General features: G+C 46.3%; 14 protein-coding genes. 10 read left to right on the top strand and 4 right to left on the bottom strand.

Annotated features, from left to right (window positions below; all coding sequences use genetic code 11):
* Positions 1 to 2,766 precede the first annotated feature (2,766 nt).
* The 4 genes from ACES2C_RS03460 (at position 2,767) to ACES2C_RS03445 (ending at position 14,339) form a co-directional block, all read left to right on the top strand.
* The gene (locus ACES2C_RS03460) at positions 2,767 to 10,596 is read left to right on the top strand and encodes a hypothetical protein (RefSeq protein ID WP_374165620.1); all 7,830 of its coding nucleotides are present in this window, start codon (positions 2,767 to 2,769) and stop codon (positions 10,594 to 10,596) included.
* 221 nt (positions 10,597 to 10,817) lie between these two features.
* Positions 10,818 to 12,125: a DUF5106 domain-containing protein gene (locus ACES2C_RS03455; RefSeq protein ID WP_374165619.1), complete on the top strand. Its 1,308-nt coding sequence runs from the start codon at positions 10,818 to 10,820 to the stop codon at positions 12,123 to 12,125.
* Positions 12,126 to 12,386: 261 nt separating this feature from the next.
* Positions 12,387 to 13,379, top strand: a complete 993-nt coding sequence (locus ACES2C_RS03450; protein ID WP_374165618.1) for a gliding motility-associated C-terminal domain-containing protein — start codon at positions 12,387 to 12,389, stop codon at positions 13,377 to 13,379.
* A gap of 18 nt (positions 13,380 to 13,397) precedes the next feature.
* Positions 13,398 to 14,339, top strand: coding sequence for a type IX secretion system membrane protein PorP/SprF (locus tag ACES2C_RS03445; protein WP_374165617.1), 942 nt, complete (start codon positions 13,398 to 13,400; stop codon positions 14,337 to 14,339).
* A 27-nt stretch (positions 14,340 to 14,366) separates the two neighbouring features.
* Here ACES2C_RS03445 and ACES2C_RS03440 read toward each other — a convergent pair whose 3' ends face one another.
* Positions 14,367 to 14,714 carry a HesB/IscA family protein gene (locus tag ACES2C_RS03440; protein ID WP_374165616.1) on the bottom strand — a complete coding sequence of 116 codons (348 nt, stop codon included), beginning with the start codon at positions 14,712 to 14,714 and terminating at the stop codon, positions 14,367 to 14,369.
* Between the two features lie 92 nt (positions 14,715 to 14,806).
* On the opposite strand from ACES2C_RS03440, the gene ACES2C_RS03435 reads away from it, so the two are divergent.
* Positions 14,807 to 15,340: a hypothetical protein gene (locus ACES2C_RS03435; protein WP_374165615.1), complete on the top strand. Its 534-nt coding sequence runs from the start codon at positions 14,807 to 14,809 to the stop codon at positions 15,338 to 15,340.
* Positions 15,341 to 15,739: 399 nt separating this feature from the next.
* The gene (gene dnaA / locus ACES2C_RS03430) at positions 15,740 to 17,167 is read left to right on the top strand and encodes a chromosomal replication initiator protein DnaA (RefSeq protein ID WP_374165614.1); all 1,428 of its coding nucleotides are present in this window, start codon (positions 15,740 to 15,742) and stop codon (positions 17,165 to 17,167) included.
* Positions 17,168 to 17,230: 63 nt separating this feature from the next.
* On the opposite strand, the gene ACES2C_RS03425 is transcribed toward dnaA, so the two are convergent.
* Positions 17,231 to 17,527, bottom strand: coding sequence for a hypothetical protein (locus tag ACES2C_RS03425; protein WP_374165613.1), 297 nt, complete (start codon positions 17,525 to 17,527; stop codon positions 17,231 to 17,233).
* Positions 17,528 to 17,625: 98 nt separating this feature from the next.
* Here ACES2C_RS03425 and ACES2C_RS03420 point away from each other — a divergent pair, with 98 nt between their 5' ends.
* A complete protein-coding gene (locus tag ACES2C_RS03420; RefSeq protein ID WP_374165612.1) occupies positions 17,626 to 17,919 on the top strand; it encodes a catalase-related domain-containing protein in 294 nt (97 codons plus the stop codon).
* 154 nt (positions 17,920 to 18,073) lie between these two features.
* Complete coding sequence (locus ACES2C_RS03415) at positions 18,074 to 18,796, top strand: head GIN domain-containing protein (RefSeq protein ID WP_374165611.1); 723 nt, start codon at positions 18,074 to 18,076, stop codon at positions 18,794 to 18,796.
* A gap of 38 nt (positions 18,797 to 18,834) precedes the next feature.
* Here the strand turns inward: ACES2C_RS03415 and ACES2C_RS03410 are convergent, their stop codons facing one another.
* Both ACES2C_RS03410 and ACES2C_RS03405 read right to left on the bottom strand, forming a co-directional pair.
* A complete protein-coding gene (locus ACES2C_RS03410) occupies positions 18,835 to 19,860 on the bottom strand; it encodes a glycerophosphodiester phosphodiesterase (RefSeq protein ID WP_374165610.1) in 1,026 nt (341 codons plus the stop codon).
* 106 nt (positions 19,861 to 19,966) lie between these two features.
* Positions 19,967 to 21,184 carry a PepSY-associated TM helix domain-containing protein gene (locus tag ACES2C_RS03405; protein WP_374165609.1) on the bottom strand — a complete coding sequence of 406 codons (1,218 nt, stop codon included), beginning with the start codon at positions 21,182 to 21,184 and terminating at the stop codon, positions 19,967 to 19,969.
* 252 nt (positions 21,185 to 21,436) lie between these two features.
* Between ACES2C_RS03405 and ACES2C_RS03400 the strand changes: the two genes are divergently transcribed.
* Entirely contained in the window at positions 21,437 to 22,246 is an 810-nt protein-coding gene (locus tag ACES2C_RS03400; RefSeq protein ID WP_374165608.1) for a glycerophosphodiester phosphodiesterase family protein, read from the top strand.
* The gene (locus ACES2C_RS03395) at positions 22,246 to 22,956 is read left to right on the top strand and encodes an endonuclease/exonuclease/phosphatase family protein (RefSeq protein ID WP_374165607.1); all 711 of its coding nucleotides are present in this window, start codon (positions 22,246 to 22,248) and stop codon (positions 22,954 to 22,956) included. The genes ACES2C_RS03400 and ACES2C_RS03395 overlap by 1 nt, the downstream gene beginning before the upstream one ends.
* Positions 22,957 to 23,065 lie beyond the last annotated feature (109 nt).

The raw sequence follows: 23,065 nt of genomic DNA, 5'->3' as shown, positions 1-23,065 counted from the left end.
GATAACAGAAAGTAGTGATTGGTTGCCTGAAAATGATCCATGTAATTTATTGCTTGGCGGAGGATGGAGAATTCCAAGTGCGATAGAATGGACAAATGCAGACGGCGCTCCTCAAAACTGGACTAACTACGTGGCACCATATGCTTCTGAACTGAAACTTCATGCTGCCGGATTCTTAGACGGAGGAAGCCTCGTCTATAGAGGGACTTATGGCGAGTTCTGGTCGTCCACTCAAGTAACGACAACTAATGCAAATCACCTTGCAATCTGGAGCGCAGGCTCAGAAGTGCAGTCAAATCCGAAAGCCCGCTATGCATTCTCTCTACGCTGCTTACGTGATACAATCGTGTTGTCTAAGCCCTCTGTAAGCAAGGTCACCTTGTCTGCAATGACAAACTCGTCGGTAGACGCTACTGCAATAGTAACGCCAGATGGCGGTGCTCCTGTAACCGAGCGCGGCTTCTGTTGGAACACAACAGGTAATCCGACTATATCTGATGATCGTGTTTCAAATGGTGATGGACTCGGCAGTTTCTCTAGCACCATCTCGAATTTACAGCCAGGGTACACTTATTATATAAGAGCCTACGCAACTAACAAGCTGGGCACCGGCTATAGCACAGAAGCCGCTGCCTTCAGAATTTGTCCTCCCGAGTTTACGGTGCAGCACGTCGCAGGCATAGCGGGAGCCGCAGTTACCAAGAAAGTTACCTACCGTTCTGTTAGCAGCACCTTGTCCGGAAAGGCAGTTTGTTGGTTAACTCAGAACCTCGGTGCGGATCAGCAGGCGTCAACTGTAACGGATGCAACAGACGCATCTGCGGGATGGTACTGGCAGTTTAACAGACTGCAGGGCTACAAAAACGATGGTACAGGGCGGACGCCTGGTACTTCGTGGTTCAGTATTAACGAAAGCAGTGATTGGACCCCTGCAAATGATCCTTGTACCCAGTTACTCGGTTACAACTGGCGAATACCAACCTCTACTGAATGGAGTAATGTAATTACTAATGGGGGCATTCCGTTCAACTCTCCTTTGAAACTTCACTATGCAGGCTATTTGAACTTCGCAGACGGTAGCTTAGCTGGTCGCGGGACGTATGGTATTTTCTGGAGCAGTAAAGCTACAAGCCCTACGTATGGTACCTATATGCAGGCGAGCAGTGGAGCGAACAGTATGTTGAATAATAATAAGTGGCACGGATTCACCCTCCGTTGTCTGCTTGATTCAACGATAATATCAGTTCCAACGGTCGGACAAGTTTCTGTTAATAGCGCCTCAATCACAGCCACTACTGCTGAGGCCACTGCCGCGGTTGGCTCGGACGGAGGATCTGCTGTAACAGCGAGAGGAATCGTCTGGAATACCACAGGAAATCCGACTTTAGCGGACAATGTGGTCACCGATATAGAGAAGGGCACAGGGGCGTTTACTGGAACTATGTCAGGGTTGACCGAAGGCCCTACGTACTATGTGCGCGCTTATGCTACTAATAAAGTCGGAACAGGCTACAGCGAAGGAACCGGCTTCAATGCATTGGCTACTCGGATATGTCCGCCAACGTTCAATATACAGCATACAGCAGGGGTTAAGGGTGCACCTGTAAGCAAGGCTGTGACATATCGTGCAGTCGGGACCTATATGTCCGGGGCGGCGAAGTGTTGGTTGACGCAGAACCTCGGCGCCGATAGAGAAGCATTGTCTGCGACTGATAACACGGAGCAGTCCGCTGGCTGGTATTTCCAGTTCAATCGATCAAATGGATATAAGCATGACGGTAGCGCTCGTAATCCAATTGCCTGGGGCTCTGGAATTAACGAAGCGACAGACTGGACGTCGATCAATGACCCATGTTCCATAATGCTTGGAGTAGATTGGCGTTTGCCGACCTATACAGAATGGGTGAATGTGGATGGTGCTCCGCAGAATTGGAATGTTAGTGCGGATGCATACAATTCCGTATTAAAACTTCATAATGCAGGCTATCTTGATTACTCTAGCGGAGGTTTAGGCGGAAGAGGTACTCAAGGGAACTACTGGAGTAGCACAAGAAATAACAACACTACGGGCTGGGATCTGCAGTTTTATAATGCAGGAAGCGCGCTAATAGCTCATGACAAATCCTACGGTTTCTCAGTTCGTTGTTTAAGAGATGGAGTCGTTAAGATGCCGCCTACATTGGGTAATGTGAAAATATCGAGCACTAACATGACCGATAGTACTGCTGAGGCCATTGCGAAAGTGATAACGAACGGAGGCTCTCCACTTATTGAGCGGGGGATAGTGTGGAACACAACCGGTAATCCCACCCTTACAGATAATAAAATTGTCCTCGGAGCCGATACGGTGTCTAGTTTCGGTACGATAATAAAAGGACTAAAGGCGGGCCCGACTTACTATGTCAGAGCGTATGCGGCAAATAGTATTGGCCTGTCTTATAGTCCTCAGGCTACCCAGTTTAAAATATGTTCTCCTGCATTTGATGTCTACCATAGCACCGCATTGAACGGAGCTCCCGTTAGCAAGACGGTTACTTACCGTTCTGTTAACAGTACTCTTTCGGGCAAACCAAAGTGCTGGACCGTGCAAAATCTCGGGGCTGACCGGCCTGCTACGTCCGTTAGCGACACAACATCGGCGGCAGCGGGATGGTATTATCAGTTTAATCGTCTTCAGGGATACAGGTATGAAGGGACCCTGAGTCCCGCGCTCGCCTGGAATGCAAATATTACAGAAAGTGTTGACTGGACTTCAGCAAACGACCCTTGCAGTCAGTTATTGAGCAGTGGCTGGCGGCTTCCTACAGCAACGGAGTGGACAAATGCTGTAAGCAACGGGGGTGGGCAACGACCAGTGCCTATACTTCCGAACTTAAGCTGCATTATAGCGGCCAGCTCAAAAATGGAGTATTAGCAGACAGGGGTACTTTTGGTATCTTCTGGAGCAGTACCCAGGCTAGTATCATCAATGGTACTTATCTCGAATTTAGTTCTGCCTCTTCTGCCAGCAGAGTGACGAATTATGCTAAGGTTAATGCGCCGGCTATTCGTTGTATTAGAGATACCGTAGTCACCCTGAAGCCCGGTGTGAGCAATGTAACTTTAATCAAGATGGCAGATAGTACGGCGATTGGAGCTGCTAGTGTCACTCCTGATGGTGGTGCTCCGGTGACCGCAAGAGGGCTTTGCTGGAGCAGTACAAATAGTACGCCGACAATCGCTGACAAAGTGGTTGCTGCAGGCGGTAATGGAACAGGTGACTTTACGGCAACTATATTGGGGCTTGAGGATGGAAAGACATATTATATCCGAGCTTATGCAACGAATACGGCAGGTACTGCTTACAGTGCAACTACTACTAGCTTTAAGATATGCAGGCCGTTTAAGGCTCTTCATATAGCAGGGCAAAACGGAGCTCCGGAAAGTAAGGCGGTGACTTACAGCTCGATAAGTACGAGTATGTCGGGGGCGCTCAGATGTTGGATCACTCAGAACCTGGGGGCAGACCGGGAGGCATCGGCCATGGGAGATACTAGTCAGGCGGCGGCCGGATGGTATTGGCAGTTTAACCGTGTACAAGGTTACAAGCCTAACGGTACCTCTTATATTCCAAGTTACGCATGGGTTAACTGGCTCCAGAGTGCAAATGAAAGCAGCGATTGGACTGCTGCTGCAGATCCGTGCCGCACCCTTCTGGCAGCTGGCTGGAGGATGCCAACTGGAACCGAACTGGGAAATGTTGACCGTTGGTTACAAAGTCAGCCTAAACCGTTCGAAACATACAGCTCTGTATTAAAGCTGCATGCTGGTGGTCATATGCTTGGAGGAAGTCTGACAGCAAGGGGGACATCTGGTCGTTATTGGAGTACGACGCAGGGGTACTATTACTCAAGCGGTGACCGTTACACAGGACAGTACTTAGGCGTTACTGCAACTACCAGTGGAATGTCAAGTCTGAACAAGTGGGAGGGATACGCATTGAACGTTAGATGTCTCAGGGATACCGCTGTCATCGAGAAACCGACGGTGACGAATGTGACCTTCCCAACTGCTGATATGACGATCAATTCAGCCAAGGGAACCGCAACAGTAACTCTTGACGGAGGGGCGGCAGTGACAGAACGGGGTTTCTGCTGGAGTACCACTTCAACAGTTCCGACCAAGTTGGACAGCGTAATGATCCTTGGTAGTGGAACGGGTGATTTTACAGGGATCTTAAAGGCCTTAAAAGAAGGACCAACCTATTATGTACGTGCTTATGCAATCAATAGCAAGGGAATATCTTTTAGTCCGTCTGTAACGAGCTTTAAGATATGTAATCCAGTCACAATTATCCATAAGAAGGATCAGAATGGAGCACCTGAGGATAAGATAGTGACCTATCGCACTGTCAGTACGAGCATCTCCGGAGCGGCAAGATGCTGGATTACACAGAATCTTGGAGCCGATCAGGAAGCTACATCAGTGACAGACACGACACAAGCTTCAGCAGGATGGTACTGGCAGTTTAACAGATTGCAAGGTTATAAGCCAGTGAATGGATCCTATATTCCAAATTATGCGTGGGTGAGCTGGGTTCAGGCAACTAATGAGAACAGCAACTGGACCGCAGCCGCAGATCCATGCCGGATGTTATTAGGTGGAGGATGGCGTATGCCAGACCGGACAGAATGGACGGCGGCAGATGCAGCGCCGCAGTACTGGAATACGTATACTGATGCTTACAATTCTGTGCTCAAGCTGCATGCAGCAGGGTATATGCAGGCCGGGACGCTTAAAGGACGTGGAGTGTCAGGTAGTTATTGGGCCACTACGCAGGGAAATTATTATTCAAGCGGCGACCGATACACAGGATATTATCTATCTATTACCAGTGCTGTTAGTACCCCGGATGCGACAAGTTATAAGCCGGATGGACTCGGATTCAGCGTTCGTTGTTTAAGAGATATAATCACCATAGAGAAGCCAACGGTGACAAACGTATCCTTCCCGACAAGTGATATGACCACTAATACAGCCAGGGGATCAGCTACGGTAACCCTTGATGGTGGTGCTACAGTGACGGAACGGGGAGTATGCTGGAGTACAAGCTCTGTAACGCCTACCACCAGCGACAACGTGATTAAGTCTGGCGATGGAACAGGAAGCTTCTCTTCATTAATGGAAAATCTGAAAGAGGGGCCAACATACTACGCCAGAGCCTATGCAATAAACAGTGCTGGAACATCTTACAGTCCGGTGGTGACTAGCTTCAAGATCTGTAATCCGTTTACGGTGATTCACCAAAAAGACTTAAACGGTGCTCCGGAAGACAAGACGATCACCTATAAGACGATCAGTACGAATATCTCAGGGGCTCCGCGATGCTGGATTACACAAAACTTAGGAGCAGAGCGCGAAGCAACCGCTGTGGGAGACACCGCGCAGGCAGCGGCAGGATGGTACTGGCAGTTTAACAGGTCTCAGGGCTACAAGCCTAACGGAACCTCCTATATTCCATATTATGCCTGGGTTAACTGGCTTCAAAGTGCAAATGAAAGCAGTGACTGGGCAGCAACAGCAGATCCATGTCGTCTATTGCTTGGAGGCGGATGGCGAATGCCAACCAGCGTAGAATGGACCAATGCAGATGCGGTCCCTCAGAACTGGGGTAAGGCGGCGGACGCCTACGCGTCCCCAATAAAGCTCCATGCCGCAGGATATATGCTTTCTGGTGCTCTGACCGGCAGAGGTGCAACAGGTAGTTATTGGAGTGCTACGCAGGGCTACTATTACTCAAGCGGCGACCGCTACACAGGACAGTACTTAAACTTCAATGCCACCACCAGCGCCATGTCAAGTCTGAATAAGTGGGAAGGATATGCGCTGAACTTGAGGTGTCTGCGCGATACAGTCTCTATACAGAGACCAACAGTGACGAATGTGACCTTCCCTACTGCCGATATGACTATTAACTCAGCCAAGGGATACGCAAATGTATCACTTGACGGAGGAGCAGCAGTAACTGAACGGGGCTTCTGCTGGAGTACCACATCGACAGTTCCGACCAAGTTGGACAGTGTAATGATCCTTGGTAGTGGAACGGGTGATTTTACAGGGATCTTAAAGGCCTTAAAAGAAGGACCGACATATTATGTACGTGCTTATGCGATCAATAGCAAGGGAATATCCTTCAGTCCGGCTGTAACGAGCTTTAAGATATGTAATCCTGTCACCATTATCCATAAGAAGGATCAGAATGGGGCACCTGAAGATAAGACAGTGACCTATCGCACTGTCAGTACGAGCATCTCCGGAGCGGCAAGATGCTGGATTACACAGAATCTTGGAGCCGATCAGGAAGCTACATCAGTGACAGACACGACACAAGCTTCAGCAGGATGGTACTGGCAGTTTAACAGATTGCAAGGTTATAAGCCAGTGAATGGATCCTATATTCCAAATTATGCGTGGGTGAGCTGGGTTCAGGCAACTAATGAGAACAGCAACTGGACCGCAGCCGCAGATCCATGCCGGATGTTATTAGGTGGAGGATGGCGTATGCCAGACCGGACAGAATGGACGGCGGCAGATGCAGCGCCGCAGTACTGGAATACGTATACTGATGCTTACAATTCTGTGCTCAAGCTGCATGCAGCAGGGTATATGCAGGCCGGGACGCTTAAAGGACGTGGAGTGTCAGGTAGTTATTGGGCCACTACGCAGGGAAATTATTATTCAAGCGGCGACCGATACACAGGATATTATCTATCTATTACCAGTGCTGTTAGTACCCCGGATGCGACAAGTTATAAGCCGGATGGACTCGGATTCAGCGTTCGTTGTTTAAGAGATATAATCACCATAGAGAAGCCAACGGTGACAAACGTATCCTTCCCGACAAGTGATATGACCACTAATACAGCCAGGGGATCAGCTACGGTAACCCTTGATGGTGGTGCTACAGTGACGGAACGGGGAGTATGCTGGAGTACAAGCTCTGTAACGCCTACCACCAGCGACAACGTGATTAAGTCTGGCGATGGAACAGGAAGCTTCTCTTCATTAATGGAAAATCTGAAAGAGGGGCCAACATACTACGCCAGAGCCTATGCAATAAACAGTGCTGGAACATCTTACAGTCCGGTGGTGACTAGCTTCAAGATCTGTAATCCGTTTACGGTGATTCACCAAAAAGACTTAAACGGTGCTCCGGAAGACAAGACGATCACCTATAAGACGATCAGTACGAATATCTCAGGGGCTCCGCGATGCTGGATTACACAAAACTTAGGAGCAGAGCGCGAAGCAACCGCTGTGGGAGACACCGCGCAGGCAGCGGCAGGATGGTACTGGCAGTTTAACAGGTCTCAGGGCTACAAGCCTAACGGAACCTCCTATATTCCATATTATGCCTGGGTTAACTGGCTTCAAAGTGCAAATGAAAGCAGTGACTGGGCAGCAACAGCAGATCCATGTCGTCTATTGCTTGGAGGCGGATGGCGAATGCCAACCAGCGTAGAATGGACCAATGCAGATGCGGTCCCTCAGAACTGGGGTAAGGCGGCGGACGCCTACGCGTCCCCAATAAAGCTCCATGCCGCAGGATATATGCTTTCTGGTGCTCTGACCGGCAGAGGTGCAACAGGTAGTTATTGGAGTGCTACGCAGGGCTACTATTACTCAAGCGGCGACCGCTACACAGGACAGTACTTAAACTTCAATGCCACCACCAGCGCCATGTCAAGTCTGAATAAGTGGGAAGGATATGCCTTAAACTTGAGATGTTTACGTGATACTGTATCTATACAGAAGCCGACGGTGACGAATGTAACCTTCCCGACTGCTGATATGACGATCAATTCAGCCAAGGGATACGCAAATGTATCACTTGACGGAGGGGCGGCAGTGACAGAACGGGGCTTCTGCTGGAGTACCACTTCAACAGTTCCGACAATATCAGATAGCAAGCTGATATTGGCATCGGGTATCGGAGATTTTAACGGAGTTCTAGATAGCCTTAAGGAAGGGCCAACGTATTACGTGAGGGCCTATGCAATCAACAGTAAAGGCGCCTCTTATAGCCCTAGTGTTACGAGCTTTAAGATTTGTAATCCCTTTACAATAATTCACCGGAAAGATCAAAATGGAGCTCCCGAAAGCAAGGTCGTAACATATAAAACGATAAGCACTAGCATCTCGGGCGGTCCACGCTGCTGGATCACACAGAACCTGGGAGCAGACCAGGAGGCGAAGCTAGTAACGGACACAACAATGGCGTCTGCTGGGTGGTACTGGCAGTTCAATCGATCGCAGGGATATAAGCCGGTTAATGGTTCATACACACCGTATTACGCTTGGGTTAATTGGATTCAGGCCGCCAACGAGAATAGTGATTGGCTCCCTGCCGCCGATCCATGCAGGAATTTGTTAGGGGCTGGATGGAGAATGCCAAATCAGACTGAGTGGGCTGCTGCTAATGCTGCGCCGCAGTACTGGAAGACTTATAACGATACGTACAATTCCGTGTTGAAGCTGCATGCCGCTGGGTATATGCTGGGCGGAACGCTTAAGAACAGCGGTGTATCAGGGGGATACTGGAGTAGTACCCAGGGTTATTATTACTCAAGTGGAGACCGGTTCCGAGGCTACTATCTTTCTATTACAAGTGCCACCAGTGATGCGGCGGCATATGTGGATAAATGGCTGGGACATGCGTTTAACGTACGATGCCTGCGTGATTTCATTGTACCTGAAAAGCCATCAGTAACCAATGTTTCAGCTCCAACATCTGATATGGGAGCTACCTCTGCAAAAGTTTACAGCACGGTTACGCTGGACGGAGGAGCATTAGTAACGGAACGAGGATTTTGTTGGAGTACAACCTCTGCGACTCCGACGATTACTGACAATGTGGTAAAAGTAGGGTCTAAGACAGGTGACTTCAGTGCTACGCTAAGTAACCTTCAGGAAGGACCTACGTATAATGTCAGGGCTTATGCAGTTAATAGTGCTGGTGTTGCTTATAGCCCTGTTGTTACCAGCTTTAAGATATGCAATCCATTTACTGTTATTCACCGCGCCGGACAAAATGGAGCGCCAGAGGACAAAGAGGTGACTTATAAGACTATTAGTACAAGTATTTCAGGAGCTGCCCGGTGTTGGATCACACAAAATCTGGGTGCGTCCCAAGAAGCCGTATCTGTTTCTGATACAACTCAGGCCTCAGCAGGATGGTACTGGCAGTTTAACAGGCTCCAGGGTTATAAGCCGATCGGCACATCATACGCTCCGTACTACGGATGGGTTAACTGGATCCAGAGTGCAAACGAAAGTAGCGACTGGGCGGCAGTTGCCGACCCTTGTCGCGCGTTGCTTGCTGGTGGCTGGCGAATGCCTACAGCGAGTGAATGGACGATAGTTGATGCGGAGCCTCAGTATTGGTCTAAGGCGGCTGATGCTTACAATTCTGTTCTGAAGCTGCACGCTGCCGGCCAAATGTTAGGAGGCTCCCTGACGGGGCGCGGCACTTCAGGGGGATATTGGAGTACGACGCAAGGCTACTACTACTCCAGCGGAGACAGATATACAGGCGGGTACTTGTCATTTAATGCTGCTAGTAGCGCCGTTACTTATGTCAACAAGTACGATGGGTATGCGTTTACTGTCAGATGTCTTCGCGATGCAGTAACTCCTGAGAAGCCTTCGGTTACTGTCGCCACTTTCCCCACTACCCTGATGACAACCTCATCTGCAACTGGATCTGCAACAGTTACCCTAGATGGAAGATCTGCAGTAACTGATCGTGGTCTTTGTTGGAGCAGCACTAATGCAACCCCTACTATTTCTGATAACGTTATCCAGCTTGGTGCGGGAACGGGAGACTTTACCGGGACTATAGCTGGCCTTGTTGACGGTCAGACTTATTTTGTCAGAGCTTATGCAATTAACAGTGCGGGTGTTTCCTACAGCCCAACCGTCACCAGTTTTAAGATCTGTAACTCGTTTACAGTACAGCATGTTGCGGGCGTAGGCGGGGCCCCAATCGATAAGACCGTTACATATAAAACAACAACAGCGACCATATCAGGAGCAGCGAAGTGCTGGCTGACTCAAAATCTGGGAGCAGACCGGCAGGCAACCTCGGTCACTGACAATTCAGAGGAAGCAGCTGGTTGGTACTGGCAGTTTAACCGATCTCAGGGATATAAGCACGACGGGGTAAGTCGAACGCCTGTTTCAGGAGTATATAGTATTAATGAAAATAGTAACTGGAGCGTAGCCAACGACCCTTGTCGGCTCTTACTTGGAACGGCGTGGCGCTTACCAACGAACGCAGAATGGACTGCGGCAGATGCGCAGCCTCAATACTGGCTTAATTATAACGATGCCTTTGCTTCTCCTCTTAAATTACATGCAGGAGGTTATCTTTTAAATGCCACCTTAAATGGAAGGGGAGCTTCGGCTGGCTATTGGAGTAACACCCAAGGATCATATTATTCATCTGGCGACCGTTTTACCGGATATTATTTATCAATTTCGGCTACGACAAGCGTCACAACCTGGGTGAATAAGTGGGAAGGTTACGGATTTAATATCAGATGTATAAGAGACTAGTACTTTGACACTTTTACTTTACCGAAAAACAAAAATAAAAAATGAACATGCCAAGAAAAGAGACAGAACAGAAAGAACAGCTTCTGAGTGAAAGAAATTTAAGAATGTTTCTGAGAAGTATAGGTTTCTTAGTGCTAATGCTAGTGCTGCAGGGATCAAGAGCTCAGGATATAACACTCAAAATACATGTATCTGGGGTGTATTCTACAAAGATTAGTATAATGCCCTTATCTGGAGCAGGTGCCCTAAAGCCGTTTGTCGAGAAAAATGGCGTTAAAGGCAACGAAACAGCCCTCCTTTCCCTTCCGGCAGACAAGTTGCCTGGGCAGTTTGTACTGCGGTTTGACTATATGGAAAAAGAGACAAGTACCCCATATCCCTCTGAAAGGTATTTTTTTGCTGGGAGACAGAATCTTGAGTTATGGGTGAGGCCTAAAGCGGTAAACAATCCGGATAGTACCTACTTTCAAAAGGATGAAACCGAAAATGCTCTTTTTGCTGAGTTCTCCAAAGAGAATGGTAAGCGTAAAAGCCAGCTCTCCGTTCTTCAGAACTTCCTGATGAACTATGATCGGGCGAGTTCAAAGTTGTATTCTCTGTGTGAAGACGAATATGAAGGTCGCCGTACAGAATACAACCGTTGGTTAGACGGCTATATTAGTAGTCATTCCAATCTATTCGCATCTACAACATTTAAGTTTCAGTATGTTCCCCAAATGCTCTTTTCAGGGTCTGAACGTGATCGACTCGAAAATATGATCAACCATTATTTTGATCTTGTGGATTTCCAGGATCCGCTTCTGGCGAAAACAGTTGATATTAAAGATTGGATGAATAATTACGTTAATCTTTACGGGACAATGGCAACGACAACCAAGTTGCGCGATTCTCTATTTACATTAGCTGGCCAGCGGGCAATCGAAAAAGCGAAGAGCGGGCACCCTCTCCTGTATGGATGGATGGTAGACTATTTTTATAAGGGATACGAGGGGTTCAATATTACCCCCGGCATAAAGATGCTCGAGCCATATTTGCAGGATCCGCGCTGCCTTACCACAAAACGACTCGAAATTGAAAAGCGCCTGTTGGGAATAGAATCGATAAGGCCTGGAGTAGTGGCTCCCGACTTTGTATCAAAAGACGTAAATGGAAAGTCTGTTCAATTTCACAACTACAGAACAGATGCTAAATATAAAATGGTTCTATTTTGGTCGGCCGACTGTCAGCATTGCAAGGAGCTCGTTGACAAGTTATACCCTTGGTTTTTAAAGGCTGGTGGTAAATCTCTCATAGACGTTTTTGCCATTAGTGTCGACTTTACGGATACAGAAGTTAAGGTGTGGGAAGAGTTTAAAAATAAATTGACAGAATGGAAACATTTTAGACCGACAGGGGGTATAAACAGTCCTGAAGCGAGCTCATATTATATACTTTCTACCCCGGTAATGGTTCTGGTTGATGCGAAGACGAATAAGATCGTTGCATTACCAGATTCAGTTGAGGACCTGGAGAAAGTCATAAAGCAGTAAGTGAAGCGTGCTGCGTAAGAGATATACAAGATGAAGAAAAGGGTTTTATTGTTTTTGTTGGTTACTGTGTTCGTCTCGTTGCGACAAACACTGAAGGCGCAGTTACGGGCTGATCAGCAAAGCTTATACGTTAAGAGTGGTACTCAATTTTGTGCGGAGGGACTCTCTTTTATCCCTTCTTCTGATTTTGAACTTAAGGCATTAACTCTGACTAAAGTAAGCTCAAGCATTGCCTGGCCTCAGTACAATAGTATAACAAGAATGTATCGATTTACAAGCCCCATTGCTTTTCGGGGTACGGTAGCGTTGAGCTTTCTTAACTCTGAATTGAACGGCAATAACCCGTCGTCGCTAAGTTTCGCTTACAGCAACGCAGCGGGTAGTAACAGCTTTAAAGATTACCTGTTGGCCAGTGGGAGTATTTCCAATGCATATGATGGATATGTCAGTCAGTACTTTAGCGACGTGGTCAGTTTTTCAGATTTAACGGCTGTATCCTCTTCCCTCGCCACCCCTCCAATTACCTTATCAGGCAGTACTACTTTTTGTAAGGGAGAGTTTGTCACTCTTAGCACTGTGTCTGCATCTGGTTGGCAATGGTTTAGGAATGGTACTCAAATCCAGGGAGCAAACAAAAGAGAACTTATTGTAATGGATTCAGGAGAATACTCTGTTCAGACTATAGCTGCAAACGGCGTAGCCACAATTTCTGATCCCGTTAAAATATCTGTTACGTTACCGCCAGTTGTCCAGCTATCCAGCGACAAGGGCGAGAATTTGTCTTTGGGAGATGAGCTCCAACTTAAGGTCTCTGGAATAGGCTCTTTCAATTGGGAGGTAACAGATGGCCTTGTGAGCGGCTTGGCGACCGATTCTGTTATTGTTGTCAGGCCTTCTAAATCGACTACATATAAAGTGTCGGTTAGTAATGGAACTGGTTGTAACGTAATAAAGACTATGGCGATCAACGTCTTGAAAGACTATAAGTCTCTTATTCCGAATAATATGGTTACACCTAATGGCGATGCTGTTAATGACGTCTGGATCGTAAAGAACCTGGACATGTATCCGAATAATGAGGTGAAAATTTTTGATAGGGCGGGACGACTGGTATACACAAAAAATAGTTATGATAACTCGTGGGATGCTACCTTTAATGGTGCTCCTGTTCCTGAAGATACATACTATTACGTGTTGTCTGTTGACTCTGGTAATAAAAAGTTTACAGGATTTATATCTGTGGTTAGGGAATAAGGGTAGGGGATTAAAGTAATGACAAAGGTGGTCAGTAATCGAAAATATAAACGAGTTTTGTGGCTCGTAATGCTGGGGAGTTCTATTTTGAGTTATGTAAATGTCGTCGCTCAGATAGCTCCCCTTGCGACTCAGTATTATCAGAATCAGTACGTTGGAAATCCGGCCTTTGCGGGAATGAGTGAGAACTTAATAATCAATTTGGATTACCGCAATCAGTGGAGATCGATTCCCGGTTCTCCAGTATCTCAAGCAGTAACAGCAGATTACCGGATCAAGGAAAAGGTGGGAGTTGGTTTGAATTTATACAACGATAAAGCTGGCTTGATCAGGAGAACCAGACTAATGGGTAGTTACGCTTACCATTTGCCTCTTAATGGTGAGAAGAGAAGCATTAATTTCGGACTTTCATTAGGGGTAATGAGCGAACGTTTAGACGAGGAAAGTATTGTCGCAGATCCAAATGACATCATGCCGGGACGATATAACAAACGGAGGGCCTACCTGGACGGCGATTTCGGGATCGCGTATATTAATGATAAGTTCTCCATTCAGGGTGCACTCCCCAACTTGAAAAAATTTCTTAAAAAGGACATTAGTAACTCAGCGGATGGTTCAACTTATTTTGTTGCTGTTTCATATCAAATAAGTAATAGCACAGATCTTCTAACGCTGGAACCCAAGCTTTGTATTAGAGGCGCAAGGGGATTTAACAACTTATGGGACATCGGTACTTCCATAAAGCTTCCGAATAACTTAATTTCTCTGGAGGGGATGTACCATAGTAGCAAGAGTACTACTCTTGGCTTTGAATTAAATATAGAAAACCGAGCTTATTTTCACGGTTTTTATACGAACCAGCTCGCTGTTATGAGAGAGGACACAGGTGGAAGCTTCGAAATTGGATTTAAAATTCCTCTGAATATTATTAAAGATGTTCCCGCTAATCGCGGCTATTAAGAATAGGTTCTAACCTGCCTTTAAAGCTTACACGGAAAATGAGGTGCCGCACCCGCAAGTTTTGGACGCGTTCGGATTGTTAAATGTGAAGCCCCTTGCGTTCAAGCCGTTTTGGAAGTCAATCTCCATGCCCGCGAGATAGAGACCATGAGCTTTATGCATATAGATCTTAATGCCGTCAATCATGAATTCCTGATCTCCTTCTTTTTTCTGATCAAAACCGAGAATGTAATTCATGCCTGCGCAACCACCACCTTCAACGCCTATTCGCAGACCAAAATCCTCCCCCAATTCTTGTTGCTCCTTTAATTTCAATAACTCTTTTTTCGCCCCAACTGTTAAAGAAACTGGCGGCATTGAAGTCGTACTTTCCATGCTATTTCTTGTTGTTTCTAAACAAATATAGGTTTAAATGTTGCAACTTTGCATTACACAAACCGTTTTGACTCTCATTTAACAAAGCAAACATGAATTCAGTAGTTCCTTTTCTTTTGGACATTCTCAAACTGGTTTTATCAGGGAGTTTGGTCTTCTTTATTGTGTTCTTAGTTCTCAAGCCCTATATCAGTAGGAGTGAAGGGTTAAGTTTGCTGAAAGAGAAGAATAGATCTGTTAAGATAACGCTGCCTCTTCGCTTACAAGCTTATGAGAGGGTGGTGCTTTTTATCGAGAGAGCTAATCCCGCAAGCCTTCTTTTGCGGGTTCAGGCACAAGGTAGCAGCCTGGAAGAGTTTCAGTATTATTTAAATAACGAGATAAGAAACGAGTATCTGCACAATATCTCTCAGCAGATATATGTCACGGAAGCAGCATGGTGGGTTACCCGAAAAGTTAAGGAGGAAACGATTGCCTTGATTAACAATGCAGCAAAAAGCCTCGGTTCCGACGCTTCTTCTGTCGAGCTTGGAAAAGCTATTTTAAACCATCTCGGGAAACAGGAGGTGAATCCATATGATGCGGCGATTGACCTAATTCGAAAAGATGTGGAGAAACTTTTCTAGGAGGGGGACGTATAAATTGAGGTTGATCACTAAACTCTCCATTTTAAATGTCTTCGCTTTCGTCGCACTTAAACTATTATGAAGGGAGCCCTGCCTGTCTGCAATATACAGTGGAGGAAGGGGAGTGTGTTTTACCAATATTCGCATGTGGAAGGTTGACCTTGTTTTATGGTTCTGTGTCAGCTACTGCCCTGGCTAAAAGGGGAGAAAATGGGCTGATTTGGACGTTTAAAAGCAAAAAAGAAGCTGAGATGTGTTATTCTTCTGTTCTAGAGTTAGTTAAGCTTATTTGCAAAAATAAGTTCCGAAAGCAGATTTTTTTAGAATATTCGATGTTCCAAAAGGGACCGAATTTTCATTTCAGCACTGATTGGAAATCAAATTATTAGTAAAAATAAAATGGAAAGAACTTGTACAAACGTGTGGAGTCATTGTCTTCAAATCATCAAAGACAACATTCCGGCACAGAGCTTCAAGACGTGGTTTGAACCGATAAAAGCTCTGAGACTGGAAGGAAATGTACTCACCATACAGGTGCCAAGTTTGTTCTTTTACGAGTGGCTTGAAGAACACTATGTAGGCCTTTTACGGAAGACCGTAAAGAAGCAACTTGGTGAGGAGGGACGGCTAGAATATAACATTGTTGTGGAAAAATCTTCCAACAACAAGCCTTATACCACAAATATGCCTTCTAATGGCAATGGAGCTGAGGCAAAGCAGCAATCCATTCCTGTTCCCGTGTCCTTGAATAAGGATATTAAAAACCCCTTTGTCATCCCCGGATTAAAGAAATTAAACGTAGATCCGCAGCTAAATCCCAACTATTGCTTCGAAAACTTTATCGAAGGCGATTGCAACAGGCTCGCGCGGTCAGCCGGCTACGCAGTAGCTGCCAAACCCGGTGGCACTTCCTTTAACCCGCTTATGTTATACGGCGGAGTTGGTCTTGGTAAAACTCACCTGGCGCAGGCCATTGGCAACGAGATTAAAAGAAGCAATCCTGATAAGCTCGTAATCTATGTGTCTTGTGAGAAGTTCTGTCAGCAGTTCGTCGATTCTCTTAAGAATAATACGATCAATGACTTTGTCAACTTTTACCAGGCTATGGACGTGATTATTATGGACGATGTCCATAACTTCGCCGGTAAAGAAAAAACGCAGGACATCTTTTTCCATGTCTTCAATCATTTGCATCAGTCAGGCAAGCAGATCATCCTTACCTCTGATAAGGCTCCTAAGGACCTGTCAGGTCTGGAAGAGCGTTTATTGAGCCGGTTCAAATGGGGGCTTTCTGCGGATCTTCAGGTTCCTGATCTGGAGACCAGGATGGCCATCCTGAAAAAGAAAATGTATACCGACGGTATTGAGCTTCCCGGGGAGGTGATTGAATACGTTGCCCATAACATTGACAACAATGTTCGTGAGCTTGAAGGAGCGATGGTATCCCTGCTTGCTCAGGCCACTTTGAACAAGAAGGAGATCGATCTGGGATTGGCCAAGTCAATGCTTAAGAACTTTATTAAAAATACATCGCGCGAGATTTCAATGGAGTATATCCAAAAGCTGGTATGCGAGTACTTTGAAGTTCCCGTAGAGATGGTAAAATCGAAAACACGCAAACGCGAAATTGTACAGGCTCGTCAAATCTCAATGTATCTGGCAAAAAGCCTTACAAAAACCTCTCTGAAGTCGATCGGTCAGTTCTTCGGTGGTCGTGATCACTCCACAGTGATCTATGCATGCCAGACAGTTGAAGACTTGATTGATACTGATAAGAAGTTCAAAAACTACGTTCAGGATATTCAGAAGAAGCTGAAGATGAGCTAAAATGACAGAGTGGATTAAGGAAGAGGCTGTCATTTAAGGGCAGCCTCTTTTTTTATTTAGAGATTAGAGATCGAACTCCACGTTCCTTATTTGCATTTCGGGCATTCCTATGTACTCTGCATACCATCGTATTGCATCCTTTACCAGATCTAAACCCTGACCGTCGTAGTTCACCGTTTCGAATACCCAGGATCGTCCCTTGCATTCCCCGAAGAAATGAATTTCCCCGTCCATAAATTCAGGGACAGTAGCCTCCTGCTCAACGACTCTCACCGTTATGTCGCTTATTCTGTTGAAAATCTTCACACTGTTATTCTCCTCGGGGAATCTCAAAACTGAGTATGCTTCGTTGTTGTCCATTTTATGCAGTAAAGAAAAAGCCTAAAATTTTATGGTTATTAAAACGCTTTGCTTCTTTTATTGTTTGCACTTCAATCCTATATAACGTGATTCCCGAGATGCCACTAGAGTACCACTTAACCGAAATCGAAGATCAGGATAACTCCTTTTCATCGGGCGCTGCACCGGCGTTCCCCCGCCAGAATGTTTACACAGATGACTTTCATAGTATTGCTGTTTTTAAGGCCGTTCAGACTTACCGCGGTCTGGACGAGCCAGAGAAGGCTCAGGTGATAGCAGATGTTGCAGAAGTGTTGTCAAGATGCCGCCCTGTCATTCAAAAGAAAATGATCAGAATGTTCGAAGCTTATGATCGGGAATACGGCCAGCGATTAGCTCTTGCCCTCAAATGATTGCCTAAAGGCTCTATCGGCCGCCGGTAGGCAGCGGCAATCCTCTGCTTAAGGCCTCCGTCTTAATCAACAGCCAATCTTGGCAAATAAAAATGGTCCCCTGTTCTGTAACTTTCTGCCTTTACCGTCGTCATAAGGCAATAAGCCTGTTACCATGACTCCAATAATGCGGCCTTTTTTAGCTATTCTGACGATTATTATCTCTTCGGTTTTTGCGTCCTGCAACTTTAATTGCGTTCCCAGATCAGGCAGGGAAGTTGCTGAGACCAGAAACGTACCTGCTTTCAAAAGACTTGAACTCAGCGGCGCGATGAAGGTTTATATACGGCAAAGCTCAAATTCTACCGTCAATATAGAGGCAGATGAGAATGTAATAAAGCATATAAAAACACGGGTCTCTGGCGGTACACTGGAAATAGATCCTTCTCTAAATATATGTAACGGGGGAGAGATCAAGGTATATGTCACCACTCCTTCTCTGGAGGGATTGACTGCCTCCGGCGCAGTGGAGGTTGATAATGGCGGTCTGATAATGGCAAAAGATTTTAAGATACATATGTCCGGGGCTTGTAAGGTAAAACTTAATTTAGAGACGGGACATCTTGAGTCTGAGTCGAGTGGTGCAACCGAGCTGACTCTCAGCGGTAAGGCAGCGATACACGACGTTGAAATGTCCGGAGCTTGTTCTTTAAGTGCGTTCGGCTTAAAAGTGGCCAAGTATAATATCTCAACCTCTGGTGCGTGCGGGGTGAAGGTAAGCGTTGACGAAGAGCTAAACGTCTCCTCAAGTGGTGCTGGGCAGGTAGAATACAAAGGCAACCCAAGATCTGTCAATAACAAGACCTCCGGTGCCTCTTCTGTCACCAAAGCAGGATAAGTACGAAGGCAGAGCATCCCCTGCCTTCGCGCAGTGTGTTACTTCGACGAAACTTTTTTCAAAAGCAGCTCCGGCTCATTAGTAGTGATAAAGTCGGCATCCTCCTTTAGCAGCCAGTCCATCGTCTGCTCATCATTCACCGTCCAGACATTCACTGTTAACTTGTTTTGTTTGGCTTCCTTAATCCAATCAGGCTGTTTTTGCAGTACGCTGAAGTGATAGTCAAGCCCAAAAAAACGTTCCCTCGCCAGGGCGGCCGGAGCCTTGTCCCCCATTAAATAGGAGACCTTTGCGTAGGGGGCAAGCCTCATAACTTCTTTGCAAACGTCGTAGTCAAAACTGATATAATCCACCCAGCCCTCTGCTTTCAGCTTCTTCACCACGTCAACCACTCTGTTGGTCAGCGCAATAGATCGTTCTTTGCTGATCTTTGAAGCTTTGATCTCCAGAATTAACCGTGTTTTGTTCTGTTTCATTCCCTCCTTCAGGTACGCTTCAAGTGTTGGAAGCTGCTCTCCGTTTGTCAGTTTTATTCCGGATAACGTCGCTGATGGGCTCTGTTCTATAGATACCCCGTTTATTTCATGATCATGATGGATATAAAGAACAAAATCTGCCGACATATGCACATCAAACTCAGAACCTTCACAACCAAGACCAATGGCGTGCTGTAAAGCAGCTATAGAGTTTTCAGTGGCCCCTGTATTTTTCCAGGCACCGCGATGAGCAATCACTTTGTTTTTCACGAAGGTATTATTAACGATCCTGAGCGTATCAGCAAGCGGACCTGCAGAAGTGACAGCTTTAACAGGCACGTCGATCCAGGGTTTGCTGGCATCGGTCTTATTGCTGATCGTGAGCTTAAAACTATCGCCCGCGTGTATCAGCTTCACGCCACTTCCCGATACCGTGACGCTTTTTAGTGTAACCTGCCCGTCATTTAGCTTTATAGACCCAACGTCATTAATCCCCTGCTTAAATAGATAATTGCTCAGATATAATTCTAGCTTCTGTTTGGGTTGCGCCACTAGGTTTCCTGCCGAGAATAGAGAGAGTAGTATCAATATCTTTTTTCATATCGTGAGTAATAGAATTGTCAGTGTAAAGATAGGGTACTTTGTGTTACCAGAAGGTTATCTTCACAAGAGGCTCACGTTAAAATAAATTCTGCTAAACCGGCCCTGATGATGTGCGGATAGGGAAACTCAACCGTTGTTTCAGCTTCTCTCCGGGCTGCCTGCCCCCCGCATAGGTACTAATTACGTTTTGTCGCTTTTTCTTTTTTCTGCCCCTCCAGATCAGAAAGCCGGTGACAGGAAGACTGGCTGCGATGAGGCTGGCGGTAAAAGCGATAATTTTTCCGGGAAGACCTCCTATTGCTCCCACATGGATGTCGTAGTTCATTCTCAAAGCCTTGTCTGCCACTGATGCCTTTGCAAAGCGACCGTAAAGATGATTCACTTCTATTTCTTGCAGCGTGTACTGGTCATAATACCGGTAGTCAGTCTTCCAGTACGTTTTGCTGTCGGGATTCACGGCCACTTCAATTGCTGACTTGCTGCTTTCCGGCGGGTGAACGTCAATCACTCCTCCAAAGTTGCGATGGCTGTTCATCGTCTTTGCCCAGATAATATCCATCGCTGGGCGGTCTTTTTGAACAGGCACCATTCCCGTAGTATCGGAGAAGGTTTCTGAATACTGCGGCTGCGCTTTGCCGCCCGACAGAACATAGTAGGCCGACTTTGAAAACCAATGAAATCCCATGACAAGCCCTGTCAGAGCGATGAATAAGGCGACCCAGCTCATATAAAAACCGAACACATTATGCAGATCATAATTAACGCGTCGCCAGCGAGCATTCCATTTTACCATCAGCCTTTGCTTCAGTACCGCCAGATGCCTGGGCCACCAGAGGATAATGCCCGTAACCATTAGAATGACAAACAGCAAGGTCGCCGTTGCAAGTATTGGCTGACCAATGTGCGGCGGAAGCCACAAATAATAGTGCCCGTTGATCACGACCCGGAAAAAGTCTTTTGACATGTCTTTCACTTCCAGCACTTCTCCTGTGTATGGATTTAGGAATACGATGTGATAATATTCTTCCGGCTGAAAAGCGTAGTAGACTGCCGTAGCCGAACGCCCCTTCTGATAGCCAATGCTATGAAGCTTTTTGCCCGGCAGTTGTCTGTCAGCAATTGTTTTCAGTGCTGATGGCGGCAAAGGCTCAGTTGTCCTCGCTTCTGTAAACCGGTAAGACTGCACGGCATCTTCAATCTCCCTTTGAAAGGCAAGGATACAGCCGGTAAGGCCGAGGAATAAAACAATCAAGCCCGAACTTAAGCCCAGCCACAGATGAAGTTTCCTTACTATCTTTTTAATAATCATCCTGTCTTGATTTTTTACCGTCCCTTATTTAGACTGATTAAAAGCAGAAAGATAGGTATAATATCCTAAAAAGACCAAATCGAGCATTTGATCCTTTCTCGAATAGTCGCTTAAAAGCTTACTTTTGAGCCACACACTTTCAAGTACAATGAAAAAGTTTTTTTACTACTAACGTTTGCGCTTTTTTCGCTGGCCGGATACAGCCAGCATTATTACCTTAAGTTCAAAGATATACAGGATCTTCAGGCGTTTATGCAGTGGACTACGCGGCGAATGCCTCTTGTCAGTTGCCACCGCGGAGGGCCGATGCCAGGCTTTCCAGAAAATGCAATAGAGACCTTTGCCAACAGCACACGTTTCCAGCCTTCCGTTATAGAATGTGATGCCAGTCTCTCAAAAGATTCGGTGCTGGTCATGATGCACGACGATCGGCTCGAACGCACATCCAACGGCACCGGAGAGGTAAGTAGCAAAACGCTGTCCCAGCTAAAAACATTGAGATTAAAAGACGACCAGGGGAAACTCACGCCATACCGCATTCCAACGCTCGATGAAGTCCTTCAGTGGGGAAAAGGCAAAGTCCTTTTCACTTTGGACGTTAAGCGCGGAGTTCCCTACGAGATGATGATCAAAGCAGTACGCCGGAATAAAGCTGAAGCAAATAGTATCATCATCACATATAGCGCTAATCAGGCGGCGGAAGTACACAGACTTGCTCCCGACCTGATGATCTCTGCTTCAGTAAAAGGGCCTGCCGATCTGGAACGGTTGAACAAAATGGGAGTGCCGAATAATCGCATTGTTGCCTTTGTCGGGACCTCTGCTCCTGATCAGTCCGTTTGCCAGTATTTGCACAGTAAGGGCATCTGGTGCATCCTGGGTACCATGGGTAACCTCGATAACCGTGCAAAAAGTCGCGGTGATAAAATTTACTCAGAACTCGTGGATGGCGGTGCTGATATCCTTTCAACAGACAGGGCTTCCGAATGTGGGAAAGAGCTAATGAAATACGTGCGGGAAAGGAAACTCGATGCTGGTCACCTTGTCATATCACCCAGATAATGCCGCGTTTCCTCCTTTTATTTTTATTCTTTTTCTGTTCTGCCTATGGCCAGGAGCAAGTATCAATTTGCTCCTGGAATATTCAGAACTTTGGAAAAAGTAAAAGCGATAAGGAGATCGGGTTCATAGCGCGTACAATTAATCGTTTTGACATTGTCGCCCTGCAGGAGGTCGTCTCAGGACCTGAGGGCCCAAAAGCAGTAGCAAAACTTCTCGATGCCCTGAGTCGCAAGGGATTTAAATGGGACTATGCAGTTAGTCCTGTTGTTTCTTCGGATAATCCCTATCAGCGCGAGCGCTATGCTTTCCTTTGGAAGCCGTCGAGGGTGAAAACCCTGGGTAAGGCGTTCCTGGATCGGTTTTATGCCGCACAGATTGAGCGCGAGCCCTATCTGTTAACCTTTCAGCGCGGTCAATCACAGTTCACACTGGCCAATTATCATGCTCCTCCGAAGAACAAGAACCCGGAGGCTGAAATTAAGTACTTCAAATCCTATCCTGACCTTTACAAATCTCATAATATGATCTTTTGCGGCGACTTCAATTTGCCAGAGTCGCATTCAGTCTTTAATCCGCTTAAAAAGATAGGTTACGCCCCTGCTCTCGTAGGTCAGAAAACCACGTTGAGGCAAAAGTGTCTTGCCGATGGGTGTCTTGCCTCTCAGTACGACAACTTTTTTTCGAAGGCAAGAGTGTTGTTGTGGCAGTAGCAGGTGTAGTTCACTTTTACCGCCATTTTAGCGCAATTAAAAAGGCTAGGGAAATCTCTGACCATCTTCCTGTTTATATCGTTTTAGATAAAAAGTAATGTGTGGAGGC

The sequence above is a fragment of the Arcticibacter sp. MXS-1 genome, from assembly GCF_041902385.1.
Classification (GTDB): Bacteria; Bacteroidota; Bacteroidia; order Sphingobacteriales; family Sphingobacteriaceae; genus Arcticibacter.
The sequence above is the reverse complement of the archived record's forward strand: the minus strand, read 5'-3'. Positions and strand labels throughout refer to the sequence as shown.

What these genes read in the sequence shown, in the direction of transcription:
- ACES2C_RS03405 (WP_374165609.1), bottom strand. Translation starts at nt 21,184, where the DNA reads ATGATTATTAAAAAGATAGTAAGGAAACTTCATCTGTGGCTGGGCTTA.
- ACES2C_RS03440 (WP_374165616.1), bottom strand. Translation starts at nt 14,714, where the DNA reads ATGGAAAGTACGACTTCAATGCCGCCAGTTTCTTTAACAGTTGGGGCG.
- ACES2C_RS03425 (WP_374165613.1), bottom strand. Translation starts at nt 17,527, where the DNA reads ATGGACAACAACGAAGCATACTCAGTTTTGAGATTCCCCGAGGAGAAT.
- ACES2C_RS03400 (WP_374165608.1), top strand. Translation starts at nt 21,437, where the DNA reads ATGCAGTGGACTACGCGGCGAATGCCTCTTGTCAGTTGCCACCGCGGA.
- ACES2C_RS03445 (WP_374165617.1), top strand. Translation starts at nt 13,398, where the DNA reads ATGACAAAGGTGGTCAGTAATCGAAAATATAAACGAGTTTTGTGGCTC.
- ACES2C_RS03415 (WP_374165611.1), top strand. Translation starts at nt 18,074, where the DNA reads ATGACTCCAATAATGCGGCCTTTTTTAGCTATTCTGACGATTATTATC.
- dnaA (WP_374165614.1), top strand. Translation starts at nt 15,740, where the DNA reads ATGGAAAGAACTTGTACAAACGTGTGGAGTCATTGTCTTCAAATCATC.
- ACES2C_RS03395 (WP_374165607.1), top strand. Translation starts at nt 22,246, where the DNA reads ATGCCGCGTTTCCTCCTTTTATTTTTATTCTTTTTCTGTTCTGCCTAT.
- ACES2C_RS03435 (WP_374165615.1), top strand. Translation starts at nt 14,807, where the DNA reads ATGAATTCAGTAGTTCCTTTTCTTTTGGACATTCTCAAACTGGTTTTA.
- ACES2C_RS03455 (WP_374165619.1), top strand. Translation starts at nt 10,818, where the DNA reads ATGCCCTTATCTGGAGCAGGTGCCCTAAAGCCGTTTGTCGAGAAAAAT.
- ACES2C_RS03420 (WP_374165612.1), top strand. Translation starts at nt 17,626, where the DNA reads ATGCCACTAGAGTACCACTTAACCGAAATCGAAGATCAGGATAACTCC.
- ACES2C_RS03450 (WP_374165618.1), top strand. Translation starts at nt 12,387, where the DNA reads ATGTATCGATTTACAAGCCCCATTGCTTTTCGGGGTACGGTAGCGTTG.